Source organism: Aeromonas sp. Marseille-Q7275 (assembly GCF_965119515.1).
Map to the genome: position 1 here is coordinate 436,903 of NZ_CBCPLW010000001.1, position 23,793 is coordinate 460,695.

Genomic DNA, 23,793 nt, shown 5'->3' on the forward strand with positions numbered 1-23,793 from the left:
ATGCAGATCCGCTGTTGCCATCATTCTGACGGCTTGGTGCGGGCCGGGCGGCGGGCGGTGCCGCGCCCGCTGCTGCGATTGCCCGGGCGCGGCTCTGCCTCGCGGTTGCCTCGCTCCTGGCGTGGTTCCTGAGGCTGTCGCCGGGCCTGGGGGCTGCGGGCCGCTCGGTGCTCGTTGCTGCCAGTGCCCTCGGGTTGGGTTGATGCCCGCGGCTTGCCGTGCGCTGGCGCTGATCGCGGTGCCTGCGCCAGCTCGGGGGCGGGCAGGGCGCGGCTCTCCCCCGGCGCCAGACCATCTAACGTCCAGTCACCGATGGCGTAGCGGATAAGGCGCAATGTGGGGTGGCCGATATGGGCCGTCATGCGCCGCACCTGGCGGTTGCGACCCTCCACAATCTTGATCTCCAGCCAGCTGGTGGGGATTTCTTTACGCTCGCGAATGGGCGGATTGCGTGGCCACACCGCAGGGTCATCCATGATGCGCGCCCCGGCGGGCAACGTCATGCCATCGTTGAGCTCAACCCCGGCGCGCAGGGCGGCCAGTGCCGCCTCGCTCGGCACGCCTTCCACCTGCACCCAGTAGGTCTTGGGGGTCTTCTCCCCCGGCTGGGTGAGGCGCGCCTGCAGCTTGCCGTCGTTGGTGAGCAGCAAGAGCCCCTCGCTGTCGCGATCCAGCCGGCCTGCGGCATAGATGCCGGGCTCCCTGATGTAATCCTTGAGGGTCTCGCGCCCCGCCTCGTCGGTGAACTGGCAGAGCACCATGTAGGGCTTGTTCAGCAGCAAGAGCCTGCGATCTGCCGGTGCCACCTCTGGTTTTTGCCCCGCCACTCTGGCGTCGCCCGCCTGCCGGGTACCGGCCCGTGAGCGTGCAAGGCCGGGCTTGTGGGCCTCATCCTGTGCGGGACGGCCAGCGGCGCTGGAGCGGCCGGAAAGGGAGAGGCGGGGACGGGCAGGTTTCATCGCGTGCATACCAAAAACAGGGGATGCCGGAGTGTATCACGGCGGCGCTCGCCATGGGGCATCGGGGATGCGCGCACCCGGGCAGCTCGGCGCCTCTCAGCCGAGCAGGCTGTCGATGACGATGGCCTGGCGGGCGGGGGCCGAGCTTGCGTGCAAGAGCGCCGTGCTGACCACCTCGTCCATCAGGGCGCGGGCCAGCCGGGTGAGGGGGCGCAGCTGCTCGGGGGCCAGAGCGGCCGGAATGGCCAGCAATATGATGGTCTGCACGGGCCCGAGCGCCGATCCCCAGGGGAGGGGGTCATCGCAGCTAAGCAGCGAGAGGCTTGGCCTGGTGATGGCGGGGCAGATCACATGGGGCATGGCGAGGCCAGGCCGTATGATGGTGGCGGCGAGCCGCTCCCGATCCGCAATGGCCTGCTCCAGCGCGGCTCTGTCGCGCACCCGCTCCCCCGGCAGCAGATCCACCAGGATCTGCAACGCCAGCGCCTTGTCGAGGGACGCCGAGCTGTGGCCGAGCTGGGCGAGGGAAAAGCCGTAGTCGGGCAGGGCGGCGGCCAGCCGCTGCTCGGCCCGGGCCGAGGTGGCGGGGCGCCCCAGCGGCTGGCCCAGCTCCACGCACCAGCAGGTGAAGGCCATGTGGGCGAGCTCGGCATCCAGCCCTTCGATCAGCAACTGGCAGAGATCCCCGGGCTGGGTGGCCAGGGTGAGCAGGGCGAGCTGGCTGGTCGCCTCTGCCCGCTGGCGACGGCTGATGTTGATGAAGAGGATCTGGGACTTGAACAGCCCGGCCAGTCGACAGAGCTGCTTGGCCTGGGTGATGGTCAAGCCCTGGTGGCAGCAGAAGGTGAGCTCGCGGCGGAGCATTCAGGCGCCAGGAGTGGCGGCTTTGAGCACGGCGGCAGCGTCCAGCAGCACGGACTCCAGGGATACCTGGCGCACATTGCAGCCGAGGAAGCGCTCCTTCTGCTCGATCTCGATGTCGGAGGCGATCAGCACCAGATCCGCGCTGGCGATCTCCCGGGCGGTCAGCACGTTTTCCAGCCCCATGGCGCCCTGGGTCTCCACCTTGATCTTGAGCCCCAGCTTGTCGGCGGCTTTTTGCAGCGCCTCGGCGGCCATGTAGGTGTGGGCTATGCCGGTGGGGCAGGCGGTGACGGCGAGGATCTTCATGGGCTCTCGAAGCAAATTGAGGTGGGGCACAAGATAGCGCCATGGGGCGGCTTTTGCCAAAGGTGCGGGGTGAAAGTGGGATCTTGGCGGTGCTCTGGTGCCGCTTTGCGCAAGGTGTGGCCCCGTTTGAGTGTGGGGCTGTGCGGATAAAAAACGGCCCGCCAGAGGGCGAGCCGAATGCATATCAGGAGATAAAGCGGATGGCGGCTATCAGGCGGACTGGGTAGCCAGCTCGGCGGCGCGCAGTTCCCGTTTGATGCGGCGGATCTTGCGCTCCTCGGCCACGGCGACGCAGGCCATCAGCACCAGGCAGGCGGCGGCGGCCATGTCCAGCGCCGCGAAGGTGCCGGTCCAGCCGGTCAGGCCGAAGATGGGGGTGCCGTCGGCTATCATGCCCAGACCCAGCTTGGCGAAGCTGTCACCGATGAGGTAGGCGAAGGTGCCCTTGACGCCATCGGCCACGCTGATCCCCTGCTTGGGCACGAAGCCCACGGCGGCCACGCCGATCAGCAGCTGCGGACCAAACACCAGGAAGCCCAGCAGGAACAGGGAGCCCAGGAACATGAACTGGGTGGTGGCATGCTGGTAGAGCCCCAGAGTGGCGATGATGAGCGCCAGTGCCACGCAGGCCACCAGACCACGGCGACCGTTCGCCAGATCCGAGAGGTAGCCCCACATCAGGGTGCCGACCAGGGCGCCCACTTCGAAGAAGGTAAAGCCCTGGATGGCGACTTCCTTGGAGAAGCCGAGCTCCTGGTGGGCGTAGACGGTGGACCACTGGTCGATGCCGATGCGCACCACGTAGAGGAAGATGTTGGCGAAGCAGAGCAGCCAGATCACCTTGTTCATCAGCACGTACTTCACGAAGATCTGCCACTTGGTCAGCTTCTGCTCCTCGGTGGCGATGTCCTCTTCGCTGGCCACTTCGTCAAACAGCTCCTCCACCTTGCCAAGGCCATAGGCCTCCGGCGAGTCGCTGCCAAAGCGCAGGCCGATAAAGCCGACCATCAGCGCAATCATGGAGGGGAAGATGAACATGCCGAGCACGTTGCCATCGAACAGGTAGTTGGCACCGAACAGCGCCACACCGGCCGCACCGGCGCCGCCCACGTTGTGGGAGAGGTTCCACATGCCGAGGTAGGTGCCGCGCTTGTTGCGGGGGGTCCACTTGGTGATGGTGGAGTAGCTGCAGGAGCCACCACAGCTCTGGAAGAAGCCACTCAGGGCATAGAAGAAGATCATGAAGTAGAGGCTAAAACCCGTGCCCCCCATGCTGGCACTGAAGCCCAGCATGCAGAGGGCGGAGAGGATCAGCATCAGCGGCAGGAACTGCTTGGTGTTCTTGCCGTCGGCATAGTAGGAGACGACCGTCTTGCCCACCCCGTAGGTGATGGAGAAGCCAAGGCCTATCATGCCGAGCTCGGTCATGGAGAGACCGTACTCCTGGATCATGTCGTTCTGGGCGATGTTGAAGTTCTTGCGGATCAGATACATGGTCAGATAGCCAATGAATACAACCAGATAAGATTGCATGAATGGCTTGAACCAGAGCTTGCGCCGGGCTTCGACCGGCAGGTCCAGGGTGGGGATCCGGACCTGTTCGAGCAGTTTAAACATCTTCGTTCATCCTCTGCGAGATAGACGCTATTCCCGCCGCGTTCCTCATTTGTGTATTGAACTCGTTCAATCTGTTATGGGAGGTCACGCCACGGGAAGGGCGACAGGAAGAGGGCGAACAGCAGAGCGCTCCCCTGTCGATTGAACCCATGCCCGGCCCTGGCACCTGCGCTGGGGTCGGGTAACTACATCAGGTAGGTCGACTGTAAAGAGGCGGGATGGGGATGGCGTGAGAGCCATCCCTAGGACAATTAGGAAAATTTCCTAGTTTGGCGGCTTGTGGCCCTGAAGCGTGAAGGGGATCACAGAGTCGGCTCACTGGCCCGCGCGCCCCGGGTGGCGCGACGCGCAGTGGTGGGAGCCATCAGGCTCGCAGCCCGGCGGCAAGGGGGGCGCAAAAACAAGCAGGCCACCCGGGGTGGCCTGCTGTCATCTCAAGTGCGTGGGGTCAACAAGGGTCAGGCCGCCTTGGCCAGGGTCACCTCGTTACGCTTTTTGATCCGCAGTTTTTTCAGGGCGACCGCCACCACGCCGGTGACGATGGCACCGCAGACCATGCAGAGCAGCGCCAGCAGCGGCTTGTTGACCGCACCCAGCAGAGCCACGATGGGGCCACCGTGGGCAACGCTGTTGGTGATGCCAAACAGGAAAGCCATCACGGCGGCGGTCATGCTGCCCAGCACGTTGGCGGGAATGACGGCGAGCGGGTCACGGGCGGCGAACGGAATCGCCCCCTCGGAGATCCCCACCAGACCCATGGCACCGGCGGCCTTGCCCGCCTCGATTTCGGAGGCATCGAAGATGCCGAGCTTGCGACCGAGCACGGTGGCCAGCGACATGCCAAGGGGCGCCGCCGGGATGGCGCAGGCCATGGCCCCCATGAACTGGGTCTGGCCGGAGGCAATCATGCCCACCGAGAACAGGAAGGCCACCTTGTTGACCGGGCCTCCCATGTCAAAGCCCGCCATGCCGCCCAGCACTATGCCCAGCAGCACCAGGCTGCCACCGCTCATGGAGAGCAGCATGGCGTTCAGACCCGTCATCATGTCGGCGATGGGGGCGCCGATGATGAAGATGAAGACGGCGGCGATAAAGAGCGACCCGACGATGGGGGCGATCAGGATAGGCACCAGCGGCTGCACCATCTTGTGGTAGTGGCGAGTCGCTATCCAGCGCACCAGGTAGCCGACCAGCAGGCCCGCTATGATGGCACCGATAAAGCCGGTGCCGGCGTCGGCGCCGTAGAAGCTGCCGTTGTTGGCGATCCAGCCGCCGATAAAGCCCGGCGCCAGGGCGGGGCGATCACCGATGGCGTAGGCGATGTAGCCCGCCAGTATGGGGATCATCAGGGTGAAGGCGGCGACGCCCACGTTGAGGATCTGGTTCCACATGCTCCCTGCCGGGATCTGCATGCCGCTCGGGGTCGGGTCACCGCCGATGGCGAGCGCCAGGGCGATCAAGAGGCCCCCGGTCACCACGAAGGGGATCATGTGGGAGACGCCGTTCATCAGGTAACGGTAGAGATCGGAACTGCCGCCCGCGCTCTTCTCCTCGCTCTTGCGCTCATCCTTGTCCGCCACATAGGCGGGGGCCTTGAGCGCCTGCTCGATGAGGCCCTTGCCATCCCTGATGGGGGCCTTGACGCCGGTCTTGATGAGCGGCTTGCCGTTGAAGCGGGCCATGTCCACCTGCTTGTCGCAGGCCACCACGATGGCGCTGGCGCGGGCGATCTCGGCAGGCGTAGGGCTGTTCTTGACGCCGATGGAGCCGTTGGTCTCCACCTTCACCTCGTACCCCAACTCCCTGGCGGCGCGCTCCAGGGATTCCGCCGCCAGATAGGTGTGGGCGATGCCGGCCGGGCAGCCGGTGACGCCTATGATGAAGCCCTTGTCGGCGGCCGGGGTGGCAACCGTTTCTTCTTTCTTCTCGAGCAGCAGCGCCAGCGCCTCGGCCGAGGTCTTGGCCGCCAGCAGGGCGTCGATAAAGCCCTCTTCGATCAGCTTGGCGGAGAGCTCGGCCAGCACCTCGATGTGGTGGTTGGCGCCACCGGCCGGGGAGGCAATCATGAAGAACAGCCGGGAGGGCTTGCCATCCTCGGCGCCGTAATCGATGCCGGCACGGCTGATGCCGATGGCCACCGCCGGGGTGCTCACCGCCGCACTCTTGGCGTGGGGCAGGGCGACGCCCTCCTCGAAGCCGGTGTTGTCCAGCTCTTCCCGGGCCCACAAGTCCTTGATGAACTGCTGCTCGTCGCTGACCTTGCCTTGGGCGACCAGCAATCGGGTCATCTCGGCGAAGACCTCCTCCTTGCCCGTGGCCTTTAAATCGAGCGCGATCAGCTGCTCGTTGATAAGGGTGGTGATCATGGCGTTCTCCCCGCTCCCTTGATGGAGCCTGTTGGCATGCCGTGCACACGGCATGCAGACAAAATTGACACGACTATTATCGCGACGGGTCGAACGCCACCCTATCGGACAAATGTGCGAATGACTGGATTTTTGTGCGGCAAGATCCCGAGTGTGAGCCGGATCCCAAAGCGAGGCGTTGGGCAACGGCAGTGAATTAAGTTGGTTTTCACATATAAAATCATGTCGTTAGCAGTAGTCCCCTTGCGGCAATATTGCTGTGGCCCTACCAGTCTGGACGGGAGAGAGAAGCTTTTTCTATAAATTTGTGAGGGTGGATGATGGGGTTGGATGTGATCCGACGCACATAAATGGCGGTAATCAGGGGAAGAGGAGGGGTGGCAAGGTGGAGAAAAGTCGTGAGCCATCGGGTGGCTGCCATGTGGATGGTGGCTGAGAGTGGATTAAAAGTAGGTAGGCGGTTCGCCGACATAGCGTGGCCGCCTATGAGAGAAATACATGCAATCACCCCCCGGAATGCACCTATACCCCAGCCTCTCGTAGAAGTGATGGTCGATATCTGCATGGAGGAAGGTGGCGACGGCACCGGGACTATCCAGCAGCATGCCTGTCACCCCACGCAGCAGATGGGCGCCAAATCCTTGCCCCCTCATCGCAGGTGTCGTTGCCAGTGAACCTATGCCAAAACAGCCCTGGCCAAGGCCAAATCGGTCCCGATAGACGATAAGGGAAGAGACAGGCTGATTGCCCACAATAAGGACATACCACACACCGGAGCGGTATTTTTGACTGGCGTGGCAGCTCGCCAGATATTCAGTCGGTGACAGTCCTTCGCCCCAAGCATCAAAGCCCATCCAGAAGATGGCATTCAGTTCATCTGGGCTGGCTTTTCTTGTCTGCATCCTGCATTCATCCCTTTACCAGTGGCATGGTGCTCGATATGGCTCTCGTTGCTTTCGATGAGATGTGGCGACGCTGAATTGATCCCCCCACTATTTATCCCCAGGGCGCTACAGGCTGCTGAGGGTGGGGATAGCCTAGCCCAGTTCAAGGTAGAGTCGCAGCATGTCCTTGTGCTGGATGCCGTGCTCCATCAGGGGCTCCGGGTAGTGGATAAGGAAGTGATCCTTCACAACGGCATCGACGCGAAAGCCGTGGCGCTGGTAGTAGGTGAGCTGGTGGCCGAAGCTGCCGGTACCGAGCTCGACGCGGCTTACTCCTTTCCCGGCCAGGTTGGTCAGTACGAAGCGCAGCAGGCCGGAGCCGATGCCTTGCTGCTGTCGATTGGGGGCAACGGCGATATTGAAGATTTCGGTCGTTTGCTCCCCCACCAGACCGGCCACACAGGCTCCCACTACCTCGTTGCCCGCCAGGGCGGCAAAGCCCCAGGCGCCGGGCAGATAGGCGGCAATGCGCTGCTCTGCGGGATCTGCTTCTAGCAGCAGTGCCAGCGGCAGTTGGTGGGGGTCTATCTCGACAAACTTCATCTTTATTTCTCTTTTATCTCGCTCTGACTGTCCGGGGCGCGCCGCCCTCTGGGCCTCAATACTCCAGAAATTTCTCCCCGCAGCGCTCGCAGATCAGGTGCTTTACATGAGTGGTCTGGTAGGCCAGGGTCGAGCCGAATGCCCAGTTGGTGATGCTGCTGGAAGTAAAGGCTTGCCAGAAGGCTTTGCGCGGATCCTTGGGCATGATGTCCTGACTGTGATCGCGAGGGACCAGCACCACTATATGGCGGGTGCGCTCAGCGCATTTGTCGCAGCGATGGATTTCGCTCTGCGCCTGCTGTTCACTCTGTTTTTGCTGTTCACGCTGGGCTGTCATGATAAGCACTCTCCTGCTGATGGCGCGCCCATCATAATCCTCTCCACTTGGCTCTCACCCATCCCATATGGTGTGGCTCCATTGAGGGAGGTGCCCCTTTTCTGCGTGGTGGCATGAGGGCATGGCGACGTCGATCAGGGCTGTTTGGGGGATGTGATACCCATGCTGGCCAGTACCCGGGCGGCGTTCTCCTCGCACGGCATCTCGTCGGGTTTGGACTCCACCAGCCGGATCAGGGTCTGCAACTGCTGCTTGCTGTGGGCAAGTCTTGCCTCCAGCGCTTCGATGTCGCTCACCTTGGCCTTGAGTGCCGCCAGCAGCGGGGCCTGTTGCCAGGTGCCGATATCCGCCGGCACCAGCTGCTTGATTTCGTCGAGGGAGAAGCCCGCCTGCTGGGCCTGGCCGATGATGGTCAGCAGCTGCACCGTTTCGGGCGGGTAGTCGCGATAGCCGTTGGCACCCCGTCGCACCTTGCTGAGCAGGCCCCTGGCTTCATAGAAGCGGATGGCCGAGGCCGCCATGCCGGTCTGTCTGGCCAGTTCACCGATCTTCATCTTGCCTCCTGGGCTCGGGTTGGCGGGGCCGCCCGCCGAAGGGCGGGATCAGGGAGGATTCTAGGGTTAAAGCCCGCTTGAATGTCAACGGCCCTGAGCAAGGGCGGTGTGGGTGGATAGCGTTTTCCCCATCGCAACGGCATCCCGACAAAGGGGCTTGACCTTCAAGTCAGCTTCAAACTTATGGTGGGGCCCTCATTACCGAGGAGATCGCCATGAACCCCTTTACTCCCCTGACCCTGCCCAATGGCAGCCAGCTTATCAACCGCCTCGCCAAGGCGGCCATGGAAGAGAACATGGCCGACCGTGACCATGCCCCCTCAGAGGCGCTGATCCGCCTCTATCGCACCTGGGCAGAGGGTGGCGCCAGCCTTATCATCACCGGCAATGTGATGGTGGACGGCCACGCCATGACGGGAGCGGGGGGCGTGGTGCTCGATTCCCCGGAACTCTCCCTGCAGCTGGCAGAGCGTTTCAGTGCCTGGGCCGAGGCGGCCAAGAGCGGCGGCGCCCAGATCTGGATGCAGATCAACCACCCCGGGCGCCAGATGCCGGCGGCGCTGGGGCAGCCCACCCTGGCGCCTTCCGCCGTGCCCATGGCGCTCGGCAGTTTCTCCAGACAGTTCTCCCCGCCCAGGGCCATGAGCGAGGCCGACATTGCCGAGGTGAAGGCGCGCTTTATCAACACGGCGCGGCTGGCACAGGATCTGGGCTTTGACGGGGTGCAGATCCACGCCGCCCACGGCTATCTGTTGAGCCAGTTCCTCTCGCCGCTCACCAACCAGCGCCGCGATCGTTGGGGCGGCAGCCTGGAGAATCGCGCACGCCTGCTGCTGGAGATAGTGCAGGGGATCCGTGAGCAGGTGGGGGAGCGCTTCTCACTGTCGGTCAAGCTCAACTCCGCCGACTTTCAGCGTGGCGGCTTCAGCACCGAGGATGCCAGGGCTGTGGTCGAGATGCTCAACCCCCTCGGGGTGGATCTGGTGGAGCTCTCCGGCGGCAGTTACGAGGCGCCCGCCATGCACGGCCTGGCCCGCGATGGCCGCACCCTGGCGCGGGAAGCCTATTTTCTGACATTCGCCGAAGAGATAGTGAGCGCCGCCCGCATGCCCGTGATGGTGACCGGGGGGATCCGCCGTTATCCGGTGGTGGAGCAGGTGCTCGGCAGCGGAGTGGCAGTCGTCGGCATGGCTACTGCGCTGGCCATCGCCCCGGATCTGCCCGCCAGATGGCGCCGGGAGCAGGCGGCCAGCGCCGAGCTCAGGCCCATCCCCTGGCGCAACAAGGTGCTGGCCTCGGTGGGCTACATGGCGATGGTGAAATACCAGCTGCGGCGGCTGGGCCGCGGCCAGCCGAGCCGCCCCAAGGTCGCACCCGCCCTGGCGCTGGCCTGCCAGCAGTGGCAGACCCTGCGTGGCAACGCCCGCTATCGGCGCTGGATCAAGGGGCGACCCGTTTTCACTGGCTAAAGCCTGCAGCATCACGCTGCGCCAGTGCCCGCTCCACATAGAGATAGCCGATGCCCGCCACCTGCTGGGGACGGGTGAGCTCGCCAAAGCGCAATTGGGTCGCATTGACGGCATCGCTGCAGTCGAAGGGGTTGGCACCGGTCTGGCTGACGATGGTCTGCAGCCAGGGCTCGCCGAAGTCGCAGCTACGGCCATAGAGCCAGATGCGGTTGATGTTGAGGATATTGAGGAAGTTGTAGAGGCTCAGGCCAATGGCGCGGGCCCCCTCGTCCACCAGGGTGCGGATCATGGCATCCCCCTGGTGGTAGAGCGCGAGCAACTGGGCCGTGTCGAGCTCTCCGCCCGCCGGCGCCGGGTTGTCGGCACTGGCTTGCTGCTTGAGAAAGACCCTTGCCCGCTTCTTGATGGCAAACAGCGAGGCGACCGTCTCCAGGCAGCCATAGCGGCCGCAGGCACAGGCGCTGCCGTCCGGATTGATAATGGTGTGGCCTATCTGGCCGCTGCCAAACAGGGCGCCCCGGTAGATCTGGCCGTTGATGATAAAGGCCGATCCGATACCGTAATCGACGTTGATGACGCAAAAATCCCCGTTTCCTTCCCGGCCCTGCCACTTCTGGGCCAGCGCCAGCATGATGCAGTCGTTATCCACCATCACCTCGCAGCCGAGGCGCTCCTCCAGCAGATACTTGAGCTCGACCGGCGCGTGCCAGGGGGCCTGCGGCATGGTTTGCGACACCCCGGTGGCCGGGTTGACCTGGCCGTGTACCGCCAGCGCCAGCCGGATCGCCAGCCCCTTGTGACTGCGCTTGTGCTGGTAGTAGTGCGCTTCAATCAGGTGCAGCAGCTCATCGGGGGTCTGCGGGGCTATCTTCTGGGCGCTGAACTCATCCAGCGGGGTGATCAGGTTGTCCACCAGTATGCTCTCCAGGCTGGTGGGGCTGATATTGAGGCAGAGGATGGCCCCCTGGCCACTGGCGATACGGTAGCTGCCGCCGTTGATGCCGCGCAATGAGAGGTTCTGCTCGCTGTGGCTGATGGTGCCGTCGGTCACCAGATCGTCGAGGATCTTGCTGACCGCCGGGATGGAGAGCTCGCAGTGGCGGGCCAGAGTGGACTTGCTCGCCTCCTTGAGCTGGTAGAGCAACGCCAGCAGCACCTGCTTGTTGTGGTGGCGTACCTTCTGGTTGTTCAGGCCAACGATCATCAGTTCACTAAACTCCGCTTACTGTATTGCGTGATCTTTAAGCGAAAATCGCCGTCATCGCCATCTTAAACTGGCCTCATGGAAACGTTTACTAATAAATGTTGAATGAGGCGAGATTGATGAGAGCTGATGTAAGAGTCTGGGTAGAGGCCGTCACCCTGCCGACCTACGAGGTCGGTGCCGAAGATCCCAACCCCATGTTTCTCGAGAAGCGGGTCTATCAGGGCTCCTCGGGGGCCGTCTATCCCTACGGCGTGATCGACACCCTGACCGGCCAGAAGCAGATGAAGTCCTATCAGGCGGTCTGGCTGGAGAACGACTTTATCAAGGTGATGCTGCTGCCGGAGTTGGGTGGCCGCATCCACCGTGCCTACGACAAGGTGATGCAGCGGGACTTTGTCTATTACAACGAGGTGATCAAGCCGGCGCTGGTGGGGCTGGTGGGGCCCTGGATCTCCGGCGGCATCGAGTTCAACTGGCCGCAGCACCACAGACCCACCACCTTTATGCCGGTGGATGTCAGCATCCAGGAGCGCGAGGGCGGCGCCAAGACCGTCTGGCTGGGCGAGGTGGAGCCAATGCGCGGTCTGCAGGTGATGGCGGGCTTCACCCTCTATCCCGACAAGGCGCTTATCGAGATCACTGGCAAGGTGTTCAACGGCAACGACACGCCGCGCCACTTCCTCTGGTGGTCCAACCCGGCGGTGAAGGGGGGCGATGCCCACCAGAGCGTCTTCCCGCCCGACGTGACCGCCGTCTATGACCACGGCAAGCGCGACGTCAGTGCCTTCCCCATCGCCCGCGGTACCTACTACAAGGTGGACTACTCCGCCGGAGTCGATATCTCCCGCTACCGCAATATTCCGGTGCCCACCTCCTACATGGCGGACAAGTCCGACTACGACTTTGTCGGCGCCTACTGTCATGACGAGCAGGGCGGCCTGTTGCACGTGGCGGACCACCATGTCTCGCCGGGCAAGAAGCAGTGGAGCTGGGGCAACTGTGACTTCGGTCTGGCCTGGGATCGCAACCTGACCGATGACAACGGCCCCTACATCGAGCTGATGACCGGGGTCTATACCGACAACCAGCCTGACTTTACCTGGCTGGATGCGGGGGAGGAGAAGGTGTTTGTGCAGAACTTCCTGCCCTACAACACCCTCGGCACCCTGCAAAACGCCAACACCCGCGCCGCCATCAAGCTGGAACGCAGCGATGACGGCCTCGTCTGCGGAGTCTATGCGGTGGCGCCGCTTTGCGGGGCCCGGTTCGAGGTAAGTGACGAGGGGGGCGTGCTGTTCACCCAGACGCTGGATCTGCAGCCGGGTCAGGCCTGGCTTGAGCCGCAGGCCATCACCAGCGAGGGACGCTTGCAGGTACGCCTGCTGGATGAGCAGGGCCAGCCGATCCTGAGCTATCTGGAGCATCAGCCCGCAGGCGAAGCCCTGCCGGATCCTGCCACCGCGCCAGAGCCCGCCGTCAATCTCGACTCGGTCGACGAGCTCTACTTCATCGGCCAGCATCTTGAGCAGTATCTGCACGCCAGCCGCTCACCCTTTGATTACTACCTGCGGGCTCTGGAGCTCGATGGCGGCGACTATCGCTGCAATCTGGCCCTGGCAACCCTAGAGTACAACCGCGCCAACTATGAGCAGGCGCTGGCCTACGTCAATCAGGCGCTCACCCGTGCCCATCGCCTCAACAAGAACCCCCAGTGTGGCAAGGCGAGCTTGCTGCGCGGCCACATCGAGGAGCGTCTGGGGCAGTTCGATGCCGCTTTCGATGACTTCTACAAGGCGACCTGGAGCGGTAACTGCCGCGACAGCGGCTTCCTCGGACTGGCCCGCATCGCTATGGTACGCCGGGACCCCGCGCAGGCGCTGCCCTTTGTCGAGAAGAGTCTTGCGGTCAACGGCACCCACTACGGCGCCATCGCCCTCAAGGGCTTGGCGCTGCTGGAGTCTGGCAAGCGGGAGGCGGCCATTGCCTATATCGACGAGCGGCGAGTCCGTTATCCACTCCACTATCAGCTGGCCTTCCTGCGCTGGCTGGCAAGCGAGCAGCCAACCGATCTCGAGGCGCTGCGTACTCTGTGCAACGGGCGCGGGGTGAATCTCTGTTTCCTGGCAAGCGACCTGCTGGCGCTGGGACGCCCCGAGCTGGCGCAGCAACTGCTCTCAACAATGCCGGTAGAGGAGACCCTGCCGCTGCTGTTCCAGGCTGCATTGTTGCCGGAAGGTGAGGCGCAGGATGCCCTGCTGCAACGGGCCGAGCAGGCCTTTGGCCGCAAGGTGCGCTTCCCCAATACCCTTGGCGAGGTGGCCATGCTGGCGCAACTGCCCCACAGCTGGTTTGCCAGCTATCTGCTGGGCTGCTTCCACTACAGCAAGCGTAACTATGAGCAGGCGATTGCCCTGTGGCAGCAGGTGTGCGAGCAGGCGCCCGGGTTTGCCCCGGCCTGGCGCAACCTTGGCATCTATCACTTCAACAAGAGCGGTGACCTGCCGATGGCCGAGCAGTGTCTGAGCCGAGCCTTTGCCCTCAAGCCGGACGATGCCCGCCTGCTGTTTGAACTGGATCAGCTGCACAAACGCTGCGCCATGGCGCCAAGGGAGCGGTTGACGCTGCTGGAGGCACACCGTGAGGTGGCCCTCAAGCGCGACGACCTGACCGCCGAACTGCTCAGCCTCTATCACATCACGGGCCAGCTGGAGGCGGCGGCCGAGATCTTGCGGCTGCGTGAATTCCACCCCTGGGAGGGGGGCGAGGGCAAGGTGACCGGTCAGTACCTCATCAACCAGCAGCGCCGGGCGCTGGCGTTGATGATTCAGGGACGTCACGAGCAGGCCATTCCGTTGCTGCAACAGGCGCTGCACTACCCCCTCAATCTGGGGGAGGGGCGTCTGGTGGGGCAAACCGACAACGATATCCACTACCTGCTGGCGCTCTGCCACCTTGCCTGTGACAACCAGAGTCTGGCGGCCCAATGCCTGCAACAGGCCTGCCTCGGTCAGGGGTCGCTGGGGGCCAGCCGCTACTACAACGATCAGCCGGTGGATTACCTCTTCTATCAGGGCATGGCGCTGGCACGTCTTGGGCGGGTTGCGGAGGCGCAGCGTCTCTTTGAAGGGATGGTCGGCTGGGCCGAGCAGGCGATGGGCGAGTCGGTCGAGGCGGACTTCTTCGCCGTCTCACTGCCGGATCTCATCGTGCTGGATGACGACCCGCAGCACAAACACCGCCAGCACTGTCTGCTGGTCAGGGCGCTCGGCCTGTTGGGGCTGGGTCAGCGGGATGGCTGTGAACAGAGCTTGCGAGATCTGCTCACCCTCAACCCGGCTCACGACAAGGGGCACCTCTTTGCCCTGATCTGCCGCGAGCTGTCACTCAACTCATAACTCTCATAACAAAAACCGGCGCCCCGCCACGGTGAGGGGCGCCACTGCACCCTACAATCGACAAGATGATAAGGATGAGTCATGGAACGCACGAAAAATCAATTGGATACGAATGGGCTCAATATGAGCTACATCTGGATGATCTGTTTGGTGGCCGCCTGCGGTGGCCTGCTGTTTGGTTATGACTGGGTCGTGATTGGCGGGGCCAAGCCCTTCTATGAGGCCTATTTCGCCATCACGGATCCGGCCCAGTCCGGCTGGGCCATGAGCTCGGCGCTGGTGGGCTGCGTGCTGGGGGCCGCCATCTCCGGCTGGTCAGCCGACCGCTTCGGTCGCAAGAAGCCGCTGATCCTGGCCGCCATCCTCTTCACCATCTCGGCCTGGGGCACGGCCGCGGCCGGCAACTTCGATCTCTTTGTGGTCTATCGCATTATCGGCGGTATCGGCATCGGTCTGGCTTCTGCGCTCTCGCCCATGTACATCGCCGAGATCAGCCCGGCCGACAAGCGGGGCAAGTTCGTGGCCATCAACCAGCTCACCATAGTGATCGGGGTGCTGGCGGCTCAGCTGGTGAACCTGATGATTGCCGATCCGGTGGCGAGCAACGCGACTCAGGCCGATATTCTGGCGACCTGGAATGGTCAGTCCGGCTGGCGCTGGATGTTCGGTGCCGAACTGGTACCTGCACTGGCCTTTCTGGTGTTGATGTTCTTCGTGCCGGAGTCGCCGCGCTGGCTGGCCAAAGATGGTCAGTATGAGAAAGCCTCCCGCATGCTCGGCAAGATTGGCGGTGATGCCTATGCCAAGCAGACGCTGGCCGATATCCGTCAGACCCTGGTGGGTGAGACCCACAAGGTCTCGCTGGCTGAGCTGGGCAAGCCCTCGGTGCGGCCGATCCTCATCATCGGAATTGTGCTGGCGGTCTTCCAGCAGTGGTGCGGCATCAACGTCATCTTCAACTATGCGCAGGAGATCTTTGCCTCCGCCGGGTTTGACATCAACAGTACCCTCAAATCCATCGTCGCCACCGGTCTTATCAACCTGCTGTTTACCCTGATCGCGTTGCCCATGGTGGACAAGATTGGCCGTCGCAAGCTGATGCTGATTGGCTCGGCCGGTCTCACCATCATCTACGGCATGATGGCGGCGGCCTATGCCACAGGTGTGCTGGGGCTGCCGGTGTTGCTGCTGGTATTGGCGGCCATCGCCATCTATGCCCTGACCCTGGCGCCGGTCACCTGGGTGCTGCTCTCGGAGATCTTCCCCAATCGGGTGCGCGGGCTGGCGATGTCGGCCGGTACGCTGGCGCTCTGGATTGCCTGTTTCGTGCTGACCTACACCTTCCCGCTGCTCAATGCAGGGTTGGGCGCCGCAGGCAGCTTCCTGCTCTATGGCCTCATCTGTTTCGCCGGTCTCATCTTTATCTATCGCAAGGTGCCGGAGACCAAGGGGGTGACGCTGGAAGCGCTGGAAGCCCAGCTGGCCCAAGGCAAGGTCGAGCTGACTCCGCCCAAGGCGAGCGCCTCGGCATGACGGTTTACACATTGAGCAACCCGCATCTTAGGATGCGGGTCTCTGCACAAGGGGCCTGTCTGCTGGGGTTTGAAGATGACAAAGGGCGCCCGCTGCTACGCGACACGGACCCGGCGCAGCCCTGGCATCCCGCACAGAGCGCCCTGTTTCCCATGTTGCCCCTGGCCAATCGGGTTGCGGGCAACCGGTTCGAACTGTGGGGAGAGCAATATTCGTTGCCCGCGAGCGAGCTCGATCCCGACTTCTTTTTGCATGGGGATGGCTGGTTGCAGCCATGGCAGCCGGTGGCGCTGACCAGCAGCTCGATGACCTTGCAGCTCACCAGCCAGAGCGGCCCTTTTCACTACCTGGCGGAGATCGACTACCGCCTGCAGGGAGTGAGCCTGGTGGCGCGGATCAGCCTGACCCATCTCGGGGAGAGCCCCTGCCTCTACGGCGCGGGTTTCCACCCCTTCTTCTGGCGCGACGAGCAGACCCGCATTCGCTTTCTGGCGAGCGGCGTCTGGCAAGAAGGGCTGGAACATCTGCCGACCGACTGGTCGAGCAGACTGGCGCCCCACCTCGACTTTCGTCAGTGGCAGCGCCCGCAAGGGTGGCTCAACCACTGTTACGGTGGTTGGCGCGGTCAGGCCGAGATTGACCATCCTGCCCGCCAGCAGCGCCTGCTGGTTTCAAGCGAGTGTGCCTTCCTGATGCTCTACCAGCCCGATGAGGGGAGCGGCTTCGTCTGTCTGGAGCCCCAGAGCCATGCCGCCAATGCCCATCACATGGCCGGTCATCCCGGCTTGCGCCTGCTCGGCAGAGGGGATCGCATGAGCCTTGGTATGACACTCTGCCTGCGCCCGGCGCCATGACTCCGGGTTGGTAATGACAGGGGCCCGAAAGGGCCTCACTCATTGGCACCCGGCGGGGTTCGGCGGCGGATAAAGGGCGGTTTGTCAGGGACTTGGGGGCGGGTTACCAGGTTTCATCGCGGTTTTCTTAACCCAGGCTGTCTGCGCCGTGGCTTTCGGTGGACGGCAAAATGCCCCGTTGCTCTACTCCCCGTCTGGTTCAAACAGCCGCAGCGACAGGCGGCCCCGGCGCACGCCGAGCGCGCCGGCAAGGGAGTGATTTAGGGAGGAGTGGGTAATGGCAGTGGGCAAGTGGTTGGTAGCAGGATTGGCAGCGCTGGCGCTGCTGGGGTGTGGCAGTGATGACGAGGAAGGCTCAACGGGGGAGGGCCCCTCCCTCGCCTCGTTGCGGATGAGTCCGGAAGAGATCAGGGTTCCCGTCGGTGTCGAGCAGCAGTTCCAGGTGCAGGCGACCTGGGATGATGGCGCCGTGCAGGACGTGACCGGGCATCCCGACCTTGTCTGGAGCAGCAGCGACACCGCCGTGGTCAGGGTGGATGAACAGGGCCTCGCCATGGGGATCGGCCCGGGCACGGCCACCCTGACCAGCACGGGCACAGTCAACGGGGAGTCTCATAGCGCCACCGCCAGGGTGGAGGTGATCGATGCCTATGTGACAGAGCTGCAACTGACCCCGGTCACGGCCAGTGTGCCGGTGGGATTGAACCAGCCCTTCGTGGCCATCGCCACCTTCTCCGACGGCCAGTCGCGAGACGTGACCAATGCCTCGGCCCTGCAGTGGCGCAGCAGTGACGAGGGCAGTGCCCGGGTCAGCAACGACGCCGGCAGCAAGGGCCTTGCCACCGGGGTGGCGGTCGGGGAGCCGAACATTGAGGCCAGCGGTACCCTCAACGGCACGTCCTTCCAGGCGTCGGCCCCGCTGGCGGTGACGGATGCCGTGATCACCGGGCTGGATATCCATGCTCCCCAGGATCCGCTGCCCATAGGGTTGAGTGCGCAGTTGCATGCCTTCGCCACCCTGTCCGATGACAGCGATCCCATAGAGGTGACCGAGCATGACGCCTTGACCTGGCACAGCAGCGATCCGGCGGTGGCGAGCATCAGCGAGACCGGGCTGGTCACCGGGCTGACGCCGGGGAGCGCCACCATAGGGGTGAGCGGCATGATCAACGGGGTCTCCCTCGAGGCGACCGAGCCGCTCAGGGTGAGCTCGGCCGCCGTCATCGGACTCGAGGTGCAGTCCATGGGGGACACCATTGCGGCTGGCCTGCAAACACAGTTTGTCGCCACGGCCAATCTCACCGATGGCACCTCGTTCGATGTCACCGACAACAACCTCATCCAGTGGCAAAGCAATCAACCCGGGATAGCGAGCGTCAGCAACCAGGCGGGGAGCAAGGGGCTGGTGACGGGCCAGACGGTGGGGACTGCCGCCATCATGGCGAGCGGCACCCTGGACGGCACCGCCTTCACCGGCTCGGCCCCGGTGACCGTCTCATCCGCCGTGGTGACCAATCTGGAGCTAACGCCGGCGGATGCCTCTGTCACTGTGGGGGGCAAGGTGCAATTTCAGGCCATGGCGACCCTCTCCGATGGCAGCAACCAGGAGGTGACGGACGACGACAGCATCCTCTGGTCTTCCGATGCGCCCGCCGTCGCGCCCATCAGCAATGCCTCTGGCAGCCGGGGGGAGGCGAGCGGCCTGAGCGAGGGGGTGGCACTCATCACCGCCAGCCTGGGGGGCGTCACCAGCACGTCGGCCCGGCTGACCGTGATGCCGACGGCCCCCGAGGCTCCCATCCTCATCGAGCCGCGGCAAAACCAGTTGGCCTCGCTGCAACTGAGCCCGGAGGCCTTTGCATTCTGGAATGCGACCTCCATCAACTCCCCCGAGGGGCAGGCGGCACTGAAAGATCTGACCGGACAGGTCTACAACCAGTTCAGCGATGCCTTCGACTTCATCACAGTGGTGATGAACAACGACGATGTCCCTGCGGGCATGCCCACAGGCGAATATGCCCACGTCAGAAACGATGTGGCGGGCATAGGACTTGGCATGTTTGATGAGACGGCGGCGTTTCACTCGGACGGCAAGCTGCAGGGGGTCTTCTTCCTCTACAAGAAGAAGTACCTGTCGACCTCGACCTATGGCCCCATCCTGCACGAGATGGCCCATCGCTGGGCGAACTGGGTGGTGCCACCCGTTACCGGGCACTGGGCTCCCTGGCTCGGCATCGTCGGCCAGCTGAACAACGTGAGTGCCAACTACGCCGACATCGAGCTCTACCTGATGGGGTTGATGGATGCCTCCGAGATGACGGATCCCGCCAGTCTCGATGCCTATGCCCTGATCCCGGCCGACCAGAAGCCCAGGGTGCCGAGTGCGGCCACCTCGCAGAAGGCGTTTCGTACCCTGCTGCTGATCCTGTCGGATCGGCCGCTCAACGCCACCGAGATCCAGAACTACAACAACGGGGCTACCCTGCTGACCCGGACAGACAACCCGTCCCAGCAAGGCACCAACTTCCACAAGATGACCCGAGGCAGAGGCACCCTGACGGTGAATGCTCTGGATACCCTGGTCAAGCCGACCCCTTGATCCGGCTGCGTGACAGGCGATCGCGCCCCATCCCGACCGGCAAGCCGGCCGATAGCGGCCGCCCACCACGACGTTATCCGGCGCCCCCTGGCGCCGGATTTTTTATGGGGGGGGGTCAAGGGTGAGCGGGCGTCTCGGGTGTCTTGGTTTCGTCCGGAAGGGGAGGTTCAGGTCGGTAACGGGTCTGCTCAATCTGATCGTGCCGCAGCAGCAGGGTATCCCCCTCCATGAGGCGATAGGCGCAGTAGGTGCCGTTGCAGGCGATGCGGATATGGGGTTTATTCCCCAGAAGGGGTGACTGGCTATGGGCTTCGGTTATCGGCCAACTGCCCTGTTCGAGGCGGGTGATTTGAGACTGTGCCTTGTCTATTCCCTGTATAAAGAACGCAATCGCGCCCATGACAGGCAGCAGTACTGCTAGAAGCAAAAAGGCGAACTTGTAGTAATTGTTCCCGAACCAGATAAATGCCCGGAAAAGGAGAGGCGCTGGGTAACGTCTGATCTTGTTTGCTCGTTTAATAAGCCAGCGATTTAGCCATGATTTTTGCCATAGCCACGTTAGGCGGATTCTCCAGCGCGGGCAGGCTAACAGTGTGATAGTTACTAAAAAGATCGTAAACATGCTACCTAACACCGGCCACATCCATGGTCTGAGTGTCTGGAGGGTGCTGATTAATCCAAAGGCCAGAATGTAGTCCGCTGGTGGAGAAAATTCGGCATAGTCGAGATCAAACGCCATGGTATAGCCATAGTGATAAGCCATTCCCAATAGATAAGTTGCGGCTGTAAGGGCTGGAATGGCAGTCATGACCAAGCCTACAAAGCGCCAAGTTGTTCCTTTCTCTTCGCTTTCCGGTTCGCAGGATCGCAACGCTTTTACATGTTGGCGAAGCCAACGCCAGCGGGTCGTAAATATTTGCTCATTCATGGGAGTCTTTTACATCCTGCAGTTGTGCATATCGGCAAGCTGTAGGCCATGTAGGGGATGCAGCGGGGCTCCTCGGTGCGAAACAATATCTTGCCGCAGCAGCGAGCTTCCAGTTCACCGTCTGTGGTGCGCTCGGGGTGGGTACTCAGGTACTCGGCGCGGGTAGGCAGCCGTTGCCAGTCGGGATGGGCATACCGCCTGTCCCAGAAACGCACGGCATAAAGCGTCACCCCCATGGCGAGCAGGCCAAACAGTAAGAACAGGTCCATGCAAGGGCTCCGGATGGGGGAAGGATGGCGTCAGTATGTTAGCGGCCCGGCAAGGGGGGCTGCCATCCCCACTTGGGTCGGTATCAGGCAGCCAGGCAGGCTGCCGACCTGGTGCCGATATGACCGCTTCAGGTTAGGCTCTGCGGCTGTCCGGCCATATCGGCGGTACTTGAAGGGAACCCGCTTCGCTAGAGGGGGGATGCTGACATGCAAAAAGGGGCCTCGGGGCCCCTTATGTTCAGCACGCAAACCCTGCCTCGTCAGGCGACCTTGCTGCTGCCGGCCAGGGTGCGGGCCAACAATCCATCTGGATTGTGGATAGCATCCTTCGTTTTGACATCGATGATTTCGATACTATTGAAGCGCTCCCGGTGCTTGATGGCCACGTCATGGGCCAGGATGACGCAGCGGGCGTTGGCCACGTCTTTGGGGGTGATGCGGTTGATGATGCCGTTGGCGCCCTGGGTCTCCACCTTGAGCTTGATGCCAGCCTTGGCGGCCGCCTTTTGCAGGCTCTTGGCGGCCAGGAAGGTGTGGGCCACGCCGGAGGGACAGGCGGTGATGGCGAGCACCTCTGCCTCACCTTCCGCTTCGATGACCTCATAGCCGCCATCCGGGGTGGTGACCTCTTCCTCCTCGGTCACCGGTTTTTTCAGCAGGTTGACGACAAGGGCCGTGGTCAGGGCGCCGAGCAGGGTGCCGAGGATATAGCCCATCTTGCCCTCCACCACAGGCAGCACTATCCAGCCGCCCCAGGGGGCGTGGTTGATGCTGTGCATCATGAAGCCGGTGATGTTGCCGACGATGCCGCCCGCGACTATGGCCGGGATGACGCGCACCGGGTCGGCGGCGGCAAAGGGAATGGCCCCCTCGCTGATGCCGATCATGCCCATGATGGCAGCCGCCTTGCCCGCTTCGCGCTCCTCCTTCTTGTAGCGACGGGGGGAGAGCAGGGTCGCCAGCGCCATGCCGAGCGGCGGCACGCAGATGGCGATGCCGACGCCGCCCATCAGCCAGGGCTGGGTGTTGACCTGGGTCTGGGCGAACAGGGTGGCCACCTTGTTGACCGGGCCGCCCATGTCAAAGGCGGTCATGCCGCCGAGGATGGCCCCCAGCATCACCTTGCCGGAGCCCGCCATGCTGGAGAGCCAGTGGTTCATCCCCTCCATCATGGCGGCGATGGGCGCCCCTATCACCCACATGACGATGCCGCACACCAGGAAGGTGCCGATCAGCGGATAGATGAAGATGGATCCGAGCGAACTCATGGAGTCCGGCAGCTTGATGCGTTTGAGCTGATTGACGATGAGGCCGGCGATAAAGCCCACCAGGATGGCGCCGAGAAAACCGGTGTGGAACTGCTGCACCGCGATCCAGGAGCCGATCATGCCGGGGGCCAGGCCTGGCTTGTCCGCCATGGAGTAGGCGATGTAGCCGCCAAGCACGGCGGTAAACAGGGTGAGCCCGGCGATGCCCATGTCGGCCATGTCCTTGAGCACGCCCGCCTCGGGCACGGCGCCCTTGCCGCTCATCATCACCGAGAGCGACAGCAGAACGCCCCCCGCGACTATGAAGGGGATCATGTGGGAGGTGCCGAACAGCAAATGCTGCTTGAGGGTGTTGAGCTGGCCCTTGAGGCTGCGATCCCGGGGTTCGGGGGCGCTGGGTTGCGGCGCCCTGATCTGGGCTGGCTGGTTGCCGGCCGCACTGGCGGGAGCCCGGGCTGCCAGCAGCTTGAGCACCTCGGCCTTGCTGGTGGCCGCTTGCACCTGCGGAATGAAGCCCGGCTCCAGCAGCTTGGTGGAGAGCTCGGCCAGTACCTCGATATGGTGGTTGGCGCCCCCCGCCGGGGAGGCAATCATGAAGAAGAGTCTGGAGGGCTGTCCATCTTCGGCGCCGTAGTCTATCCCCTGGCGGCTGATGCCGATGACGATGGCGGGCTGCAGCACCGCCTCGCTCTTGGCGTGGGGCAGGGCGACCCCCTGTTCAAACCCTGTGTTGTCGAGGTTTTCCCGCGCCCAGAGGTCGCGCACGAACTGATCCTGACTGGCTATCTTGCCGCAGGCCTTGAGCCGGGCGGCCAGCTCCACAAAGAGCCCCTGTTTGTCGTTGGCCGCTATGTCGAGGCAGATCAATCCTTCGTCTATCAAGGAGGTGAGCATAGGTGTCTCCTGGCTCCTTCTTGGAGCCGTTGCGATGGGTAACAATTGACCCGTCTATTGTTTCGCCCCTGCCCCCGGGTAGAAATCGGATATATGTGCCCTTTACTGGATTTTTGTGTCAGTGACCCCGTCCTGTGACCCCGCTCGCATTTTGATGCCAGCTTGCCGACTCGCTTGTCTATTTTTTATTTTGTTTTAAAACAATCTGTTGAGTGTATTTTTGATGTGATTGTCAGAAGTGGGTGGCCATATGTTGTGCCCGAGTCAGGAGCGGGAGTTGGAGATTTGTGTGCTGTGGCCGCGCCTTGAAATGTGAGCCGCCCGGCAAAAGTGCGGCCCGGGGGCGGCTTCGCATGGGTGAGGCGGGCCCAGGCGGGGACGTGAAAAAAATGTGCATAACCAGCATCCCCGGACAAGGGCGGCGACAAGGCTGGAGTGAATGTTTTCAATAAACTGATAATAAAAGAAAAAAATGTTTTTACCACACCTGGACAGGAGCGTTTTATGTGGCTTCACAAGAATCCTTTCACTATTTTTTAGATTGGTTTTTGCATAATAAATCGTTTATTTAGTTGGACAATCGGGGAAGACTTGGTGTCCAATCGGGTTGAGCAGGTTGGCCAACAGTGCCGTCAGCCAGTGTGTAACCCGAGATGTAAGGAGACATCCTGATGGAAAAACTTGACCAAGAAATCGACACCATGCGCCAGGAATTCGAGTCACAGGGGCAAAAACAGGCCCATGACAAATGGCAAGCCAGGGTTGATGAACTGCAGCGGGAACGCTCGGAAGCTCCCCAGCCGGAAGCGGCAGAACACTAGACCCGACGGCCATGCTGGCCATCGGTTGAGCAGATAATGAAAAACCACCGCCCTGACTCAGGGCGG

General features: G+C 62.8%; 19 protein-coding genes. 6 read left to right on the top strand and 13 right to left on the bottom strand.

Annotated features, from left to right (window positions below; all coding sequences use genetic code 11):
• Positions 1–20 precede the first annotated feature (20 nt).
• From rluE to ACWPWQ_RS02010, 9 genes are all read right to left on the bottom strand, one after another.
• Positions 21–959 carry a 23S rRNA pseudouridine(2457) synthase RluE gene (gene rluE / locus ACWPWQ_RS01970; protein WP_454008879.1) on the bottom strand — a complete coding sequence of 313 codons (939 nt, stop codon included), beginning with the start codon at positions 957–959 and terminating at the stop codon, positions 21–23.
• Between the two features lie 96 nt (positions 960–1,055).
• Positions 1,056–1,823 (bottom strand): PTS sugar transporter subunit IIA, encoded by a 768-nt coding sequence (locus ACWPWQ_RS01975; RefSeq protein WP_454008880.1) that lies wholly within the window; start codon positions 1,821–1,823, stop codon positions 1,056–1,058.
• On the bottom strand, positions 1,824–2,129 hold the full coding sequence (locus ACWPWQ_RS01980) for a PTS fructose transporter subunit IIB (protein ID WP_247625868.1): 306 nt from the start codon (positions 2,127–2,129) through the stop codon (positions 1,824–1,826). It lies immediately after the preceding gene.
• Between the two features lie 210 nt (positions 2,130–2,339).
• Positions 2,340–3,746, bottom strand: a complete 1,407-nt coding sequence (gene uhpT, locus ACWPWQ_RS01985; RefSeq protein WP_429038709.1) for a hexose-6-phosphate:phosphate antiporter — start codon at positions 3,744–3,746, stop codon at positions 2,340–2,342.
• Between the two features lie 458 nt (positions 3,747–4,204).
• A complete protein-coding gene (locus ACWPWQ_RS01990; protein ID WP_454008881.1) occupies positions 4,205–6,112 on the bottom strand; it encodes a PTS fructose transporter subunit IIABC in 1,908 nt (635 codons plus the stop codon).
• 443 nt (positions 6,113–6,555) lie between these two features.
• Positions 6,556–7,014 (bottom strand): GNAT family N-acetyltransferase, encoded by a 459-nt coding sequence (locus ACWPWQ_RS01995; RefSeq protein WP_202046785.1) that lies wholly within the window; start codon positions 7,012–7,014, stop codon positions 6,556–6,558.
• 135 nt (positions 7,015–7,149) lie between these two features.
• Positions 7,150–7,599 (bottom strand): GNAT family N-acetyltransferase, encoded by a 450-nt coding sequence (locus ACWPWQ_RS02000; protein ID WP_454008882.1) that lies wholly within the window; start codon positions 7,597–7,599, stop codon positions 7,150–7,152.
• Between the two features lie 55 nt (positions 7,600–7,654).
• A complete protein-coding gene (locus ACWPWQ_RS02005; protein WP_454008883.1) occupies positions 7,655–7,936 on the bottom strand; it encodes a hypothetical protein in 282 nt (93 codons plus the stop codon).
• Positions 7,937–8,070: 134 nt separating this feature from the next.
• Positions 8,071–8,490 carry a MerR family transcriptional regulator gene (locus ACWPWQ_RS02010; RefSeq protein ID WP_247625873.1) on the bottom strand — a complete coding sequence of 140 codons (420 nt, stop codon included), beginning with the start codon at positions 8,488–8,490 and terminating at the stop codon, positions 8,071–8,073.
• Positions 8,491–8,705: 215 nt separating this feature from the next.
• Here ACWPWQ_RS02010 and ACWPWQ_RS02015 point away from each other — a divergent pair, with 215 nt between their 5' ends.
• Positions 8,706–9,959, top strand: a complete 1,254-nt coding sequence (locus ACWPWQ_RS02015; RefSeq protein ID WP_454008884.1) for an NADH:flavin oxidoreductase/NADH oxidase family protein — start codon at positions 8,706–8,708, stop codon at positions 9,957–9,959.
• Here the strand turns inward: ACWPWQ_RS02015 and ACWPWQ_RS02020 are convergent.
• Positions 9,949–11,163, bottom strand: coding sequence for an ROK family protein (locus tag ACWPWQ_RS02020; RefSeq protein ID WP_454008885.1), 1,215 nt, complete (start codon positions 11,161–11,163; stop codon positions 9,949–9,951). The genes ACWPWQ_RS02015 and ACWPWQ_RS02020 overlap by 11 nt on opposite strands.
• 119 nt (positions 11,164–11,282) lie before the next feature.
• Between ACWPWQ_RS02020 and ACWPWQ_RS02025 the strand changes: the two genes are divergently transcribed.
• The 4 genes from ACWPWQ_RS02025 (at position 11,283) to ACWPWQ_RS02040 (ending at position 19,547) form a co-directional block, all read left to right on the top strand.
• Entirely contained in the window at positions 11,283–14,561 is a 3,279-nt protein-coding gene (locus ACWPWQ_RS02025; protein WP_454008886.1) for a DUF5107 domain-containing protein, read from the top strand.
• Between the two features lie 81 nt (positions 14,562–14,642).
• A complete protein-coding gene (locus ACWPWQ_RS02030; RefSeq protein WP_202046779.1) occupies positions 14,643–16,094 on the top strand; it encodes a sugar porter family MFS transporter in 1,452 nt (483 codons plus the stop codon).
• The gene (locus ACWPWQ_RS02035) at positions 16,091–16,948 is read left to right on the top strand and encodes an aldose 1-epimerase (RefSeq protein ID WP_454008887.1); all 858 of its coding nucleotides are present in this window, start codon (positions 16,091–16,093) and stop codon (positions 16,946–16,948) included. Before ACWPWQ_RS02030 ends, ACWPWQ_RS02035 begins: the two co-directional genes overlap by 4 nt.
• 277 nt (positions 16,949–17,225) lie before the next feature.
• Entirely contained in the window at positions 17,226–19,547 is a 2,322-nt protein-coding gene (locus tag ACWPWQ_RS02040) for an Ig-like domain-containing protein (RefSeq protein WP_454008888.1), read from the top strand.
• Positions 19,548–19,662: 115 nt separating this feature from the next.
• On the opposite strand, the gene ACWPWQ_RS02045 is transcribed toward ACWPWQ_RS02040, so the two are convergent.
• From ACWPWQ_RS02045 to ACWPWQ_RS02055, 3 genes are all read right to left on the bottom strand, one after another.
• Positions 19,663–20,475 carry a hypothetical protein gene (locus ACWPWQ_RS02045; protein ID WP_454008889.1) on the bottom strand — a complete coding sequence of 271 codons (813 nt, stop codon included), beginning with the start codon at positions 20,473–20,475 and terminating at the stop codon, positions 19,663–19,665.
• Positions 20,472–20,744, bottom strand: a complete 273-nt coding sequence (locus ACWPWQ_RS02050) for a hypothetical protein (protein WP_454008890.1) — start codon at positions 20,742–20,744, stop codon at positions 20,472–20,474. The genes ACWPWQ_RS02045 and ACWPWQ_RS02050 overlap by 4 nt, the downstream gene beginning before the upstream one ends.
• A gap of 260 nt (positions 20,745–21,004) precedes the next feature.
• A complete protein-coding gene (locus ACWPWQ_RS02055) occupies positions 21,005–22,906 on the bottom strand; it encodes a PTS fructose transporter subunit EIIC (protein WP_454008891.1) in 1,902 nt (633 codons plus the stop codon).
• Between the two features lie 671 nt (positions 22,907–23,577).
• On the opposite strand from ACWPWQ_RS02055, the gene ACWPWQ_RS02060 reads away from it, so the two are divergent.
• The gene (locus ACWPWQ_RS02060; protein WP_005328920.1) at positions 23,578–23,727 is read left to right on the top strand and encodes a hypothetical protein; all 150 of its coding nucleotides are present in this window, start codon (positions 23,578–23,580) and stop codon (positions 23,725–23,727) included.
• The last annotated feature ends 66 nt before the right edge of the window (positions 23,728–23,793 follow it).

Coding starts and splice junctions, on each gene's coding strand:
- rluE (WP_454008879.1), bottom strand. CDS start 959: ATGAAACCTGCCCGTCCCCGCCTCTCCCTTTCCGGCCGCTCCAGCGCC.
- ACWPWQ_RS01975 (WP_454008880.1), bottom strand. CDS start 1,823: ATGCTCCGCCGCGAGCTCACCTTCTGCTGCCACCAGGGCTTGACCATC.
- ACWPWQ_RS01980 (WP_247625868.1), bottom strand. CDS start 2,129: ATGAAGATCCTCGCCGTCACCGCCTGCCCCACCGGCATAGCCCACACC.
- uhpT (WP_429038709.1), bottom strand. CDS start 3,746: ATGTTTAAACTGCTCGAACAGGTCCGGATCCCCACCCTGGACCTGCCG.
- ACWPWQ_RS01990 (WP_454008881.1), bottom strand. CDS start 6,112: ATGATCACCACCCTTATCAACGAGCAGCTGATCGCGCTCGATTTAAAG.
- ACWPWQ_RS01995 (WP_202046785.1), bottom strand. CDS start 7,014: ATGCAGACAAGAAAAGCCAGCCCAGATGAACTGAATGCCATCTTCTGG.
- ACWPWQ_RS02000 (WP_454008882.1), bottom strand. CDS start 7,599: ATGAAGTTTGTCGAGATAGACCCCCACCAACTGCCGCTGGCACTGCTG.
- ACWPWQ_RS02005 (WP_454008883.1), bottom strand. CDS start 7,936: ATGACAGCCCAGCGTGAACAGCAAAAACAGAGTGAACAGCAGGCGCAG.
- ACWPWQ_RS02010 (WP_247625873.1), bottom strand. CDS start 8,490: ATGAAGATCGGTGAACTGGCCAGACAGACCGGCATGGCGGCCTCGGCC.
- ACWPWQ_RS02015 (WP_454008884.1), top strand. CDS start 8,706: ATGAACCCCTTTACTCCCCTGACCCTGCCCAATGGCAGCCAGCTTATC.
- ACWPWQ_RS02020 (WP_454008885.1), bottom strand. CDS start 11,163: ATGATCGTTGGCCTGAACAACCAGAAGGTACGCCACCACAACAAGCAG.
- ACWPWQ_RS02025 (WP_454008886.1), top strand. CDS start 11,283: ATGAGAGCTGATGTAAGAGTCTGGGTAGAGGCCGTCACCCTGCCGACC.
- ACWPWQ_RS02030 (WP_202046779.1), top strand. CDS start 14,643: ATGGAACGCACGAAAAATCAATTGGATACGAATGGGCTCAATATGAGC.
- ACWPWQ_RS02035 (WP_454008887.1), top strand. CDS start 16,091: ATGACGGTTTACACATTGAGCAACCCGCATCTTAGGATGCGGGTCTCT.
- ACWPWQ_RS02040 (WP_454008888.1), top strand. CDS start 17,226: ATGGCAGTGGGCAAGTGGTTGGTAGCAGGATTGGCAGCGCTGGCGCTG.
- ACWPWQ_RS02045 (WP_454008889.1), bottom strand. CDS start 20,475: ATGAATGAGCAAATATTTACGACCCGCTGGCGTTGGCTTCGCCAACAT.
- ACWPWQ_RS02050 (WP_454008890.1), bottom strand. CDS start 20,744: ATGGACCTGTTCTTACTGTTTGGCCTGCTCGCCATGGGGGTGACGCTT.
- ACWPWQ_RS02055 (WP_454008891.1), bottom strand. CDS start 22,906: ATGCTCACCTCCTTGATAGACGAAGGATTGATCTGCCTCGACATAGCG.
- ACWPWQ_RS02060 (WP_005328920.1), top strand. CDS start 23,578: ATGGAAAAACTTGACCAAGAAATCGACACCATGCGCCAGGAATTCGAG.